Raw genomic sequence first — 12,852 nt, 5'->3', positions numbered from 1 at the left:
GAATTTTTCCGCCGTTAACTTTGTTGTTCTACCCAGTAATTCCTCGTATAGTCTGTCAAATCCGTCCTTTCGATTTCCGGTCTGACCTCAAAATAAGACTCCAGTAACCTGTCGTCAGGACCACCGGGCTGAAGCTTTAGAAAGATCTTCAATTCAGGTTTGTCTTTCAGCAAATTCCTCAGGAAAATAGCTATTAAACTACCCAGGCGTCCCGGGTCAGTTATCACATGGCGCGGGCCAGCGTCATTTATTTTCACAAATCCGGCTTTAAAAAGAAAGTCGGTCGGTTCATTGTTGTTATCTTCCATAATCTTTAAACATTACTGTACTCCGTAACAGGCCACAAAATTAAACGGTCCTCAAATGACTATTTATAACCAATAGAGGGTATATGCAACCCCGAAACCGGTTAAGGTGTGGTCCAAAACTATTTCTGGCTTAATTAAAATATTGTAAGATGGCAAATTCACCGAATTAGGGGATATATAGAAGGGGTTGGTTGCGACAAATTTGCCGGAGATAAATTTTAATCAATAATTAAAAAGCGTCATGAAATCACAACTGGAACAAAACGGACTACAAAATAAGAAGATACTGATCGCTACGGTTGCTGCAGACGGTCATTTCAAACCTTTAACAGGCCTGGCGAAATATCTTTCCGACATTGGCTGTGAGGTAAAGTGGTATACGTCCGGTATCTACAAGAATAAACTGGACAGTATGGGAATAGTGAACTATCCGTTTAAATTCGCGAAGGATATTAACGGAGAAACACTGAATGAGATTTTCCCTGAACGCAATGCGTTCCAGACCGCAGGGGAGAAAGTAAACTTCGATATGATCAATGTTTTCATCGAGCCCGGTCCTGATCAGTTAGCGGACATCATTGAAATACGGAAAGATTTTTCGTTCGATGCTGTGATCGTAGATAATATGTTCCCTGCCCTACCTTACCTGAGTGCGAGGTTGGATGTTCCGGTAGTAGCCATAGGCATCATCCCTCTATCGGAGGATGATGAAGAATTGGGCCCGTACGGTCCAGGTTTTTATCCCCCGTCCACACACGAGGAAATGATGAGAATGGTCGAGGTTAGGGCGATGTTCCGCGAAGAAGTTTATAAAGAAAGCACCGATCGCCTGATCACCCTGCTCGATGCGCACGGGATTGCTCATAAAGGCGTGAACTTTTTCGACATCATGACGAAGGCGCCAGACCGTTATCTGCAGATCGGGACCCCGTCTTTCGAATATACCAGGAGCAAACCTGGAGCAAATATAGAATTCATCGGAGCCTTGTTACCCTACAGTGATCCCCGAAAAGAAGAGAAGTGGACCGACGAGCGATTGAAGAAATATGAGAAAGTGTTATTGGTGACACAGGGTACCATTGAGGGAGATGTGAGCAAATTGATCATTCCGACGCTCGAAACGTTTAAAAACTCCGAATATCTTGTGATCGTTACTACCGGTGGCTTTGAAACGGAAAAGTTAGCAAACGATTACCCATATGACAATGTGATCATCAAAGACTTTATACCTTTCGATCAGGTCATGCCTCATGCCGATGTCTACATCACAAACGGGGGATACGGCGGTACACTGATGGCTATCGGGCACCACCTTCCTATGGTATGTGCAGGTCTGCACGAGGGAAAAGCTGAGATCTGCGCGCGTGTCGGCTATTTTAAATATGGCATCGATCTGGGTACAGAACGACCGAATCATACCCAAATAAAAGAAGCTGTAGAAAGGGTCATAACAGATCCGCAGTTTAAGACAAACGTCATCGCACTTGCCGGGGAAATGGAGCACTATGATGCGCCGGCAATATGTACCAGTATCCTTTCTGAACTTGTCAGTGCGAGCAAGGTTTCCTGAAGATGACGTTTTTTTCACGCCCCCATAATCCGGGGGCTATTTTCTCATTCATTACATCTACCTTTTTTATGTTCAAAAAAGCTATATTCCTTGCGCTGCTCCTCTGCGCTGTAAAGGCAGATGCCGGCCGGATAAATCCCCCGGTATGGTTTGAAGTCGGATCGCGTAAGATCGAAAGAAACGAGATCCAGGTAATGATAACCGCGCATATCGCAAGTGGCTGGCGCATTTATTCCACAGAAAAATATTCATTCGGGCCGATCCCTACGACCATCCAATTTCTTCCCGCCACAGGCTATCAGTTGATCGGACCACTTAAAAGTGTTAAGCCTATCATCGAGTACGAAGACTCTTATCAAAAGAACCTCGGCTATTTTACAGGGACTGTAACTTTTACGCAAAGGATCCGCAGATCATCAAATGCCGGGCCAATCAAGGTAAAGATCGGTTATATGGCTCTCAATGACCATATTTGCCTGTCACCGGAAAACGTAACGCTTAGTGTCCCAACTGGCTCCGAAAATCGCTAACGCCCGAAACATACCTGCTTGCAAGTTTGACACAAGCGCGGTCATTAAACCCGAATCAACCTTTAAGGTAAATGTTCGGGTTTTCATTTTAAAGCATTTCGGAGCCACCAACTGAGCACCTGCATAAATGTAAGATCTTAAAGATCGTGTTGGTGATCTCTCAAAATTGTGACATAATACCCCTTTTAGGCGGAGGGTAAACCCCTCATATTGTCGGCTTCAAAGACTAATGTGCCGAACTCAGCGGGTTTGTTGTGGCGAGTGTTCGCATTTAAAACGTCATTTGAGCAAAAGCCGGGCAAACAATGCAAAACCCGGATCTGGTAGTATCGACCTATAACCCCATCACTTTAGTAGGAAGCAAACCGTGTTGTAAAAGAAAATTGTTATGCAAGAAGAAATATATCAGGTTCAGACGACACCGGCAACCCGTCAGTTGACGCGGGTCGCTGTGTTTGAAGAAAATAAAAATGTAAGGAATAATATTTTAAATATCCTTCGCCCCGAGGTTTCTATCGAGATCGTTGGCATTTATAATAACGTCAACAATTTCATCAGGAATTTACTGCACGCCGAGCCCGACCTGGTCATTATGGACATATCCGCCGCAGGTTTGAAAGGCATCCAGGCGGTGGAAAGATTAAGGGAGGAACTCCCGCAGATCCAGATACTTATTCAGACCTCCAACGAGGACAATCTGCAGATCTACCATGCCTTACAGGCGGGCGCATCCGGTTACATTCTTAAGAGTGACCTAAGGGATAAGCTATTGCAATCGATCAAAGATATCCGTTCGGGCGGATTTTCAATGAGCCCCCAGATTGCCAAAAAAGTGATCGAAATGATGAAACGCCGGGATTGCCATTTCGAGTTATCAACGGTAGATTACAAGCTGACCGCCAGAGAAAAAGAAGTGCTCAGCTGTATCGTGAAGGGAAAAAGCTATAAAATGGCCGCAGTAGAGCTGAATATCTCGTACGAAACCGTCCGGAGCCATATTAAAAATATTTACGAAAAGTTGCAGGTCACATCGCTCACGGAGCTGGTCGCCAAATCAATCAATTTTCATATCGTTTGACCTGTGGCCGAAGATCTCCCTGTCGCGTCAGTGCAGAGTTCAGTGTATGTTTTTGTATTCTAGTGTTAGATCGCGGCTTCCGGGCCGCTTTCTTTTTTTGCGGTGAAGCCACAGGGCTTCGCTGAAGCATCAGTTGGGGATCCAGTAATTTACTTCACCCAACCTTAACTTGCAGCCGTTAAATAAAGGACATGGGAGGCACAGTAATGCTATACTACGAGGAGCCAGCCCCGTTAAAGTTAACGGCGCTCCTCGTAGTATCCTGTCAACAAACTGGACCTGATCTCGTGCTTACCTGCGCGCTGCCGCAGATGTTTCGCAATTCCCCGGTTTATAGATCAGGGTATAGCCTTTGCTTTCATCGGTCACCTGCCTGCCGTCAGCGCCTGCTTTCAATGGCTTCTGGGCAAGTTCCTGTGCCGATAGTTTGAATACAACATTGATCGAATCTTTTACACCTTCCTGCATAAAACTCCAGACAGCCTTGACCTCATCACCGTTCACGGCACCCGTTAAAGTACCTTTACGGCTATCCTTTTCCTTCGGCGACCATTTCATCTCCCCGGTTACTTTATCCCCCGCTATGACCAGGTGTACCGCAGTGGTATCCTGACCTGCCGTACCTTCTGTCAGTACAAAACATTGATCCCTATCCTGCGAGGGAGCAGCAGCGGAACCGGCTGACGTATCTCCGCCCGCCACGGTGGTCGTATCGGTTTTCTTGTCACTGTTACCGGCACATGATGCCAGTGCCAGTACACTAATTAAAAAGTACTTCTTCATTTGCTTGTTTATTACTTGTTTTAAGATAGTTGTATAGTGCATTGATCTCTGGTGTGCTCATTAAAACATTCCATCCCCCGTCCCGCATTGTCATCATGCATCGTTTCTAATTTGACGAGGCGGTCAGGCGTGGGGAACACACTCGAGAAGCGTTTTCAGCAAGGCCTGATGAAAAACCTCCTGTCCAGTAAAAATGAACCAGTGCCCGCCTTCTTCAAAAGTGATCATCTCCGCATTGGATAATAATGCAAAAGCCTGCTCCGCGATCTCGAACGGCACCATGGTATCCGTCCGGCCGTGCATGATCGTCACCGGTACCCTGATATTCCCAAATTGCTGTCTCAGATCAGTATCTCGCAGCAATGAGAGACCCTCACTGATCCCTTCCGGCGTGGTCTGCAGGTTGATCGCTGTCAGCCATTCCGCCGTTGCTTTTGGCATTTCCGCTTCTGTTAATGCAAAAACAGGACCATACAGGTCCAGATTTGCGGGCATGTCCGAGCGGATGAACCCATTCAGCTGATCAATGGCGTCCTTTTCCATACCGAATGGAAAATCCTCAGAACTGCTGTACTTTGGTACGTTCGCGCTGATCAGCATCAGATGGGTCAACCGGGTTGAAGAATATACGGCAGCATAATATGCTGCGATAACACCACCGTAAGAATAGCCCGCCAGGACAACATTTTCGAGGTCAAGTATGCTGATCACCTGATCGATATCAGCCGCATGCATTTCGACGGGGTAATGTTCAGCCGGATCGGATAAACCGAACCCGCTCAGGGTGATGCTGATCGCGCGGAACCCGGCGTCAGCTAAAAAAACGGAGGTCGGCCCGAAGATCTCGTTGCTCATCGGCAGCCCGGGTATTAACAAAATGGGCCGCCCGTTTCCGATATCGGTAACATGTAATTTACGCCCGCCCGAAACGTCGATATATTTTCCGCCGGATACTGCGGCAGCGAAGTGTTCCATCATAACAGGTAGTTTAAAGCTGCGTAAATTTCAGGCAATTCCAATGATCTGCCAATCCCCTATTGTGGTGATTTTGAGCCCCCTGTACCGACCTGATTCCGTGAAGGCCTTTTAAAAGGTTGCAACTGCTGATAGGTCAGGGTACGCCAGAGCCATTCGAATGGTCCGAAAAAGAAATATTTTAACCAGAGATAGCTGGTGACCAACTGGATGATAAATATACCCGCCGCGATCCCGAACAATTCATACCGCTCCGGTTTGCCGAAGATGCCCAGGGCGTAAAAGACCAGCGCGGCGATGACCGATTGGAAAAGATAATTCGATAACGCGGCGCGGCCGGCGGGTGCAAAAATATTGAACAGGCTGCGGAATGGACGAAGCCTATACAGCAGGATAAGCAAGGATACGTAGCCGGAGACCTGAAAAACCCTCCTGATCTGGTTCATAGCGACCGGCCACGCGCCCTCCGCCAGTTGCACGTCGTCGAACTGAGCACGGTACATGGCTTTCAATTCGAAGAATTTGTACCCTAAACCCACAGAAAGCCCAACAAACGAGACCAGCACATAAGTGGCGGTGCGTGCTTTACCCAGCAGAAAACCCGATCGGTAAAACGCCATTCCCAAAAAGAACATCAGGGAAATATCCCACCAGTTGTTATACAGGAACGTACTTTCCCACCAAATATTGGTTTCGGTCGTCCAGGAGATCAATCCGCTGACCCCGGAGGCAGTCCTTTTGAATGTTTCGTCTTTTACCGCAGCGTTGAAGGCGGAAATTTCATTCTGTTTTTTCAGGGTTTGCCATTTTTCGAGGTCGGCGCGGCTTTCGGCGGTCAGGTTTTGATGGCGGCGAACACGCGCCTCAGCAGTCCGTCCGTTGCGAATGGTTTCCTGTTTCTCAAGAAGCGGGCGGGATTCGCGGAAAACACCGAACGCCAGCAGAAAAAATACCGGCAACATCAATTGCCGGGCAGAAAGCTTCCGGAACGGGTATAGAAAAAGGGCGAGGAGGCCATAAAAATACAACACATCACCGAACCACAGAAAAACGAAGCTATTCAACAATCCAAATGCGATCAGCCAAAGGACGCGGCGGTAATAAATATCGGCAGCCAGTGTATTATATTTTACCTCCAGCCGGTCCAGCAGCAGCAGTGTACCCGCGCCAAACAGCATAGAGAACAGGCCACGCATCGAACCTTCACAGAAAAGCGAGCCGTAAAACCAGGTGTAAAAGTTAGCGCCCGTGAGAGGGCGTGCGGGATCCATTCCGAAATAAAAAAAGGTGGGCTGGCCCATTTCCATGATGTTCATAACCAGGATACCGAACAGGGCGAATCCGCGCAAAGCGTCTAAAAATACCATCCTCGCCGTCACGGGACCCGGATCGGTCGCACCTGATGGCAGGGGTTTATCAAAAAAAAAGCTCATATAAGATTTGATTTCAGGATCAGCTCATGCTGAATCGCGGCAAAATTGCTGCAAGGAGAACAGTGCAGCAATGCCCAAATGCGGGGATATATACATGGCGAGATCAAAGGTCCCGGGAAGTGATCTTCCGATGGAAGCGCCCCGAACTTTCAGCGTCGGTAATCGAAACCGAAAGTTCGGGGCGAAACGGCGGGCGGGCGAATGCCCGCCCGCCGGGGGCTATTTTCTCTAAATAATGTTATCTTTGAAAAAGACCATGAATACACCGACATTGATCCTTCTCGTGGTTACGCTGATAATGGCTTTCCTGTATTTCAAATGGGATAGCAATATGCCTGCCTGAAAACATAGGTTTTAAGTCACTTTCACAGGCTGCGTGGTATATTCCTGCAAGTTCATGAAAAATCCCCTGTAGTACAGTACGCCTTCACGGAACAACTGCCAAAGCAGGGAAGCCCCGCAGTTGGCCAAAGCAGAATTGATAAAAAGGTCCTGTTTGGACAGTGCTTCCGCAAGTGAGCAACTCGGTGTATCGTCATTCAAATCTGCATCCTTAAAAAGTGTGCTGAACTCGTCAGTTACAAGGGGCAGCTTTTCTGCCGTCGCAAATTGTTCGGATTCGGGTTGCCTGACCTTGTCGAGGGTGGACAGGATGACTTGTCCCGATGAACGGCTGTTCCCGAAATCCATCCAATAGGTCGGGCGTCCCCTGCCCCGGTGTCGTTTTGACTGGTTCGCCAATATCCCCGCAATCTCTAATCGTGCGCTGACGGTATCTACGCAAGTGATGGTCAGTGTTGCCGCAAAAGCATCATCATTTCCCGCCGATTCCGCATCAAATTTTTCGGTGTGTGCTTTCCAGTTCGTCCCGAAAAAGCGGTTGACCCGATTGATGAGGGCAACGGCTTTATGGTCGCCCAGTTCGGCTGTTGTGAACAACTGCCGGCCGAGGTTCGCCCTGTCTACTTTATCGTCGTCGAACAAGCGGACGAAAAGCCCTGCATGGCCTAAAGCAATCAGTGAGTGGTTGATGCGCGCCAGCGCGGTCAGCATCTGACCACCCGTCCCTCCCGCCCCGATAAGATTAACGGTGACGGGGTTATAGGGCTGTAACAATTCTGACGGCACGAAATGCACGACGGGTCTCGGGGATTTGTTTGCTTTTTTCATAACAGTGATTTTAGGGTTTGGTGCGTTTTTACCAGTTGCTCCTGCGGGAAGGGTTCATCACGGCCAATAAGCGTCCGCCAAAGTGCAACGGTATCGTCTTTGGTACTGCTGCTGCCGTTGATGCTATGGCTGAAATTACTTTGAAAAAAGTATTCCTCCCATAGCTGCATGAACTCAGCAAGGCTCGTCTGTTTGGTGATTTGAATGGCGACGTTCCCCATGCAAACGTTCCCGCCCGAATAGATATTCAAAAAAGGTGCATGGTAGAGGGGAGTGCTTTCGTTGGGTTTCGCTTTCCCTTTCAGGGCAAAAACAGATAAGGTATCGGCGGTCGCTTTCCATACCATCGCGGGAACGGAGGCCCTGCCGCTCGGGATGCCAAGATTTTCGGTAAAGAATACAACCCTTTGTTGAGTTGGCGTGTACCAAAGTGCGTGACCATTGGTGCGCTGGTCAAGGCTGAGCAGGTTATGCGGCAGTAGTTCCTTGCAGCGCAGGTAACCGTTATCCATTTCTTTCGCACTGCTGAATACCTCGCTTAAACCGACCATTTCACTGATGGAAAGCGGGTGGGCATTGATAGGCTGCCCCTGCTTCCCGATGTCGTAGCTTTCTACATACAGGTCGGTGCTATCGTCGGGCATAAAATTCCGATGGTCATTTTCGGGGTTTTGATAACGATAAAACAACAATGCTTTAAATGGCTTGTATTCGATGTTAAATTGTTCCGTGACGTTCTTCATGTTCGTATGCATTTAGATAATTCCTTAAATCCTGTATCAATAGCAGTAAACGGTTCTCATAGTCGAGTACGGGGTACGTTTCTGGTGTCGGCAGTTCGTCGAATATTTTCAGGTCCACAGGTTCGTCCATCACGGCTATTTCCTGAAATTCGGAGGTCACCAAACTATCCAGTTCATCCGCGAAAGTATCGTAGGCGCTCCAAAAGAAACCCGTGTATTGTTCAACCCTTATGGCATCCTCCTCGTTAGGGTAAAGCAATTCGGTATGGATATGGTCATGCAGGCTGTTTTCGGGATAGTCCTGAACCAGTTTCAGAAAGCCGTCGGTGATTTCCGCCAGTGGCTCACTGACAAAAGGCAGGTTTTTGTTACATACCTTTTTGAAATATTTTAGAATTTCGGGGCTTTGGATAAGCGGCATGATATGCGCGCCTGCCCGCCTTATTTCGTAGATCGTCTCGAGTTGCATGCTGAACCAATTTCGTTCCCCTCCCGCTTCTTCCGTCTCCGCTTCGCTCAGCCAGTTCTCCAAAGTATCATACTGGTAATCCATGAATGAACCGTTCTCCTGAAAAAACGGCAAACCCGCTTTTTGATTCAGGTATGCGAAAAGCCGCAGCACAACCGCCTTTTCGGCAGTTTTTAGTGATGATTGGGACATCTGCCAAAAACCTTTAACGGGAACATAGTACAAATCTGCGATGTCCATGGCCTTCGCGGTGGCCAGTACGGCCTGCCGTTTTTCATCCGCGATAACGATACAATGCAGGTCGCTGTCGATAGCCCGCAATCTTGCTTTCGCCTCCTGCCATGTGCCGTATATATTTTGCGGGAACGGCAAATCTGCCATTCCCACGTTCAGACCATAGTAGTTGTTGAGGTTCTTTAAAGAAACAGCAAATTGCCTTTCCGCGGCCTGCCTTGCAAAGCTGTACGCCCATACCGGCCGAAAACTATGTTTCAGAAAACCATTTCGACGAACCCGCGCGGTGCGCTTCTGGGCGCGTTGCGCCTGACCTCGTCGGCATCGGGCAGGCGGTCTAACCGCGCTGCCCATGCTTTGAATGATTGTTGTATCTCCCATTGCTCACTAAATTTATTGAGGTTAACGACCCTGTTCTTCGGTGTTTTCATCCTTTCGTCCCCATGATGCTCTCAAAGCGGTATTGCGCTTCGTCGTCCTTAAATTCGGGACCAATTAGTTTGGCATTGGTCAGGACGGGGTACGTACCCGCGTAAAAGTGCTGAACATCCGCAGGTGTAAAATTCGGGTTAGGGTCGTGGAGACGTATTTCCTGCCCGTTATTCCTGTGCAGAAAAATCCTGGGTAATTTGATAGCTTTCATTTCTGTCTTGATTAGTCACTGAACTGGTTCTGTAATCTGTCATATATCTCTTTGCCTTTTTCGAGTTCCTGTTTTTTGGCGCTGATGAGCTCAACCTTGTCAGGATAGTCCTCTGCAACGGGTAATTGTGCCAATGCCTCGGCATATTTCATCTGCTGCGCAAGGGTTTTCACCTTTTGCATCTGTTCATCATAGATGCGCTTTTTCTCTGCTTTCGCTTCCTTGTCGTCGGTGGCCGTCGTAAAAAGATTGCTTGCCTCGTCGTCTTTTTCATCGTCAGCGGGAGCTGCGGGCTTTCCGCCTTTCGCTTTTTCCTTTGCCTCTTTGCCTGCTTTTTCAAGTGTGGCCTGATAAGCATCGATGTTATTCAGCAGGCCGTTCGTGTGCTGTACGGGTGCTGCGATGGTCTCGAAGAATGCCCCGTCCAGTTCCTGTGCAGTACCGTGCAGCAGCATCGGTGGCAAACTTTCATTGGTTTGGTTATCCCTCCGCATGATAACGGAGACGGTCAGCAGCCCTTTATCATCGGGTTGGATATTTAGCAGCAGGCTGCTTTGGTTTTGCAGTCCTGCGAGTTGTTCAAAAAAGTTCGTTTTCATATGCTTAGAATTTATGGTGAATGATTTGGGTGGCTGCAAGTAACAGCCCCCCTGCGATGATACAAGCGTTCGCGAACCACATGCCGAGGCGTTCGGCAAGCGAAATCAGCAACGCCCGTTTATAGCCCGAAAAGGTTTGCAGCCCCGCGAAATTCCTGCGGTAAAACCTGCGCCTGCCGATAGCATAGCGGATGAGCAGACCGAGCGCCACGAGCAAAACGCCTGCGATGGTGGTATATGTTTGTGTTACCTTCATGGTTCAGCTAAAAAAAAGGTCAACGGCCTGTTTGAACTTGCGGTCGGCCTCTCCAAGCGTCCCTGCATATTTCAATAAAGTATGTATCATAAATATCGCCCCGTAGCCACCGAACAATTGCTCGGCAAATACGACGCTGCTGTGTTCGAGCCTGCGTCCCTGTTTTTCGATGTTGATGTGGACTGTTTTTGAGAGTTCTATCCAAAAATCGGGTGATAAGAGGTGGTCTTTACCCGATTGAATAATGGCATCAGTATGATTGGCGATATACAGGCAGCTATCGGTGGTATACTTCAGGAAAGCGGGTATATCAGTTAACACGAGTGCATGAAAAAGCCTTGCTTTCTGCACATTGTCCATTGCATTCAGTGGTCGCATGATGGGGTGATTTAAGGGGGATTGCTCCCCCGAGTGGTTAATTATGAAAATTGAGGGCATCCGCGCCTTTTTTGGCAAAATCATTACAAAGGTTAAAGGCGACCTGTGCGCGTTGTTTGGCCGTGCCATCCATGATGGATTTAAATTTGGCGTCACCGTCCTTGAAGTTCCGCACGTTCTGATAATAACCCGTTACGGCATTGTACGCCCCGAACAGTGTGCCTGCGGTAGTTTCCATTTGCTGGGTGGCGTTTCCCATTGCATAGTCGTAGGCGTCATCGACGATGTTGGTATATGTGGTCGAAAGTTTATCCGATAAACCCAGTTCCAGATTGCTGATGACCTCTTTGTTCGGTGCCATCGCGATTTGTATCAGTTTCTTCACCTGCGCATCGGTGATGCGTACCTTTGTCCAGTAATTGAACAGTTCCTGTAATTGCCCGCCCTGCCCGGCAGAAATACCCATGAGGGTATGCGCCTGTTTCAGCCGGTCATTGGCCGAGGCCGTGTGCCTTATCTTGATACCATTCGACTGGTTACGCATGGCAGCGTTGAGCGTATTGTTGCAAACGATACGAATCGGGGTGAATGCCGCGGTGATACTGCCGAAACCATCATGCGAAGTGGTCAGGAACAGGTACTGTTCTATTAAATCCTGCTTACCGACCCTGATATACTCGGGCAGTTTGGCTGTGATAAAGATGCGTTCGCCTTTACCCAACGCGCCTGCCGTCTCGTACTTGATACCATTACCACCGCCTACGATGGCATCGAAAAACTGGAAGGCATCCGCATTTTGTACCACTTCGTAGTCTTTTCCCACTACACCAAGTACCGCGTTGTTATCATTGCGAACGGTAGCAAAAAAGCCCGGCACATCGGTTTTGGGAAAGCTGATGCTTTCCTCCATAACGGTTAAATCGTTGGGCAGCGTATTAGTGAACAGGGGGCGTTTTTCCACCCTGTAGTCCAAACCAGCAAAGCGAATGGCCTCCGCACTGGTCGGGTAATCTTCTACGATTTGCCCTAATCCGTGCCATGCTTTTTCCTTTACGCTAAAGAAACTGTGCTCTCCTGAATGTTCGTTATAAAAAATGTTGTGTGCCATGATGATTAAATTTTAAAATGAATAATTGAGGTGATTAACGTTGCCTTTTCAGCTGGCTTTGCTCGCCATCTGCATCAGGTTTGGCGGATGCGGTCAAAAACTGAATGTCAGAGGTATTGAAATGCAGGCTTGCCATCGGCTCACCGTCACGGCTTACCCATGCGCGGGCGGTCATAAATCCTGAAAGCTGCACCAACAGCCCTTTGGTGATATAGGGGGCAATTTTGGTACTGCGCCAGTAATCGCATTCGATGAACGCGGTCTCTTCCCTGCGTTCCCCATTCGAGGAATAGGCGCGGTTGACCGCGACCCTGAACCCTGTTACTTCTTTTTCTGAGTTTGTCTTTCTCACGGTAGCATCTGCTACGACTCTTGCTGTAATTTCCATAATCATTACGTTTGATAAGTTTATATTATGTTCAATCCCTTTTTTAGCCGCCTGCCCCTAAAAGCTGTTTTCAAAAGAAAAAACGGAAAAAAAGAAAGCCGAAAAGTCTGCCCGCGTGAAGCCAAAAGGAAACGGAATAAGTGCCGCAGGCCGGGCCGGAGGAATGCGTGACGACGGGACGTTATGC

At 48.3% G+C, this 12,852-nt stretch carries 16 protein-coding genes; 3 read left to right on the top strand and 13 right to left on the bottom strand.

The features are described from left to right. Positions 1–14: 14 nt before the first annotated feature. Positions 15–308, bottom strand: coding sequence for a hypothetical protein (locus tag D0C36_RS20950; protein ID WP_117393682.1), 294 nt, complete (start codon positions 306–308; stop codon positions 15–17). Positions 309–549: 241 nt separating this feature from the next. Here D0C36_RS20950 and D0C36_RS20945 point away from each other — a divergent pair, with 241 nt between their 5' ends. From D0C36_RS20945 to D0C36_RS20935, 3 genes are all read left to right on the top strand, one after another. Continuing rightward, positions 550–1,878: a glycosyltransferase gene (locus D0C36_RS20945; RefSeq protein WP_117393681.1), complete on the top strand. Its 1,329-nt coding sequence runs from the start codon at positions 550–552 to the stop codon at positions 1,876–1,878. 68 nt (positions 1,879–1,946) lie between these two features. Then, on the top strand, positions 1,947–2,408 hold the full coding sequence (locus D0C36_RS20940) for a protein-disulfide reductase DsbD domain-containing protein (RefSeq protein WP_158557171.1): 462 nt from the start codon (positions 1,947–1,949) through the stop codon (positions 2,406–2,408). A gap of 388 nt (positions 2,409–2,796) precedes the next feature. Continuing rightward, positions 2,797–3,486, top strand: coding sequence for a response regulator transcription factor (locus tag D0C36_RS20935; protein ID WP_117393679.1), 690 nt, complete (start codon positions 2,797–2,799; stop codon positions 3,484–3,486). A gap of 291 nt (positions 3,487–3,777) precedes the next feature. On the opposite strand, the gene D0C36_RS20930 is transcribed toward D0C36_RS20935, so the two are convergent. The 12 genes from D0C36_RS20930 to D0C36_RS20875 all read right to left on the bottom strand — a co-directional run bounded on the left by D0C36_RS20930 (position 3,778) and on the right by D0C36_RS20875 (position 12,665). Next, positions 3,778–4,269 carry a hypothetical protein gene (locus D0C36_RS20930; protein ID WP_147322077.1) on the bottom strand — a complete coding sequence of 164 codons (492 nt, stop codon included), beginning with the start codon at positions 4,267–4,269 and terminating at the stop codon, positions 3,778–3,780. A 123-nt stretch (positions 4,270–4,392) separates the two neighbouring features. Continuing rightward, positions 4,393–5,247 (bottom strand): alpha/beta fold hydrolase, encoded by an 855-nt coding sequence (locus D0C36_RS20925; RefSeq protein WP_117393677.1) that lies wholly within the window; start codon positions 5,245–5,247, stop codon positions 4,393–4,395. Positions 5,248–5,303: 56 nt separating this feature from the next. Next, positions 5,304–6,677 carry a DUF418 domain-containing protein gene (locus tag D0C36_RS20920; RefSeq protein ID WP_117393676.1) on the bottom strand — a complete coding sequence of 458 codons (1,374 nt, stop codon included), beginning with the start codon at positions 6,675–6,677 and terminating at the stop codon, positions 5,304–5,306. 354 nt (positions 6,678–7,031) lie between these two features. Beyond that, a complete protein-coding gene (locus D0C36_RS20915) occupies positions 7,032–7,847 on the bottom strand; it encodes a PRTRC system ThiF family protein (protein ID WP_117393675.1) in 816 nt (271 codons plus the stop codon). Then, positions 7,844–8,590: a PRTRC system protein B gene (locus D0C36_RS20910; RefSeq protein WP_158557170.1), complete on the bottom strand. Its 747-nt coding sequence runs from the start codon at positions 8,588–8,590 to the stop codon at positions 7,844–7,846. The genes D0C36_RS20915 and D0C36_RS20910 overlap by 4 nt, the downstream gene beginning before the upstream one ends. After that, the gene (locus tag D0C36_RS20905; protein WP_147322076.1) at positions 8,565–9,674 is read right to left on the bottom strand and encodes a hypothetical protein; all 1,110 of its coding nucleotides are present in this window, start codon (positions 9,672–9,674) and stop codon (positions 8,565–8,567) included. Before D0C36_RS20905 ends, D0C36_RS20910 begins: the two co-directional genes overlap by 26 nt. 46 nt (positions 9,675–9,720) lie before the next feature. Further along, positions 9,721–9,936, bottom strand: a complete 216-nt coding sequence (locus D0C36_RS20900; RefSeq protein WP_117393672.1) for a PRTRC system protein C — start codon at positions 9,934–9,936, stop codon at positions 9,721–9,723. Positions 9,937–9,947: 11 nt separating this feature from the next. Continuing rightward, the gene (locus D0C36_RS20895; protein ID WP_117393671.1) at positions 9,948–10,535 is read right to left on the bottom strand and encodes a PRTRC system protein E; all 588 of its coding nucleotides are present in this window, start codon (positions 10,533–10,535) and stop codon (positions 9,948–9,950) included. 4 nt (positions 10,536–10,539) lie between these two features. Beyond that, positions 10,540–10,791 (bottom strand): molybdenum ABC transporter permease, encoded by a 252-nt coding sequence (locus tag D0C36_RS20890; protein ID WP_117393670.1) that lies wholly within the window; start codon positions 10,789–10,791, stop codon positions 10,540–10,542. A gap of 3 nt (positions 10,792–10,794) precedes the next feature. Beyond that, positions 10,795–11,169, bottom strand: a complete 375-nt coding sequence (locus tag D0C36_RS20885) for a hypothetical protein (RefSeq protein ID WP_147322075.1) — start codon at positions 11,167–11,169, stop codon at positions 10,795–10,797. A 37-nt stretch (positions 11,170–11,206) separates the two neighbouring features. Continuing rightward, the gene (locus tag D0C36_RS20880) at positions 11,207–12,277 is read right to left on the bottom strand and encodes a DUF932 domain-containing protein (RefSeq protein WP_117393668.1); all 1,071 of its coding nucleotides are present in this window, start codon (positions 12,275–12,277) and stop codon (positions 11,207–11,209) included. Positions 12,278–12,311: 34 nt separating this feature from the next. Further along, positions 12,312–12,665 (bottom strand): single-stranded DNA-binding protein, encoded by a 354-nt coding sequence (locus D0C36_RS20875; RefSeq protein WP_158557169.1) that lies wholly within the window; start codon positions 12,663–12,665, stop codon positions 12,312–12,314. Positions 12,666–12,852: the final 187 nt, after the last annotated feature.

This window comes from Mucilaginibacter conchicola (assembly GCF_003432115.1).
In the GTDB taxonomy this organism is placed as follows: domain Bacteria; phylum Bacteroidota; class Bacteroidia; order Sphingobacteriales; family Sphingobacteriaceae; genus Mucilaginibacter; species Mucilaginibacter conchicola.
This window is presented reverse-complemented; position numbering and strand designations above follow the sequence as displayed.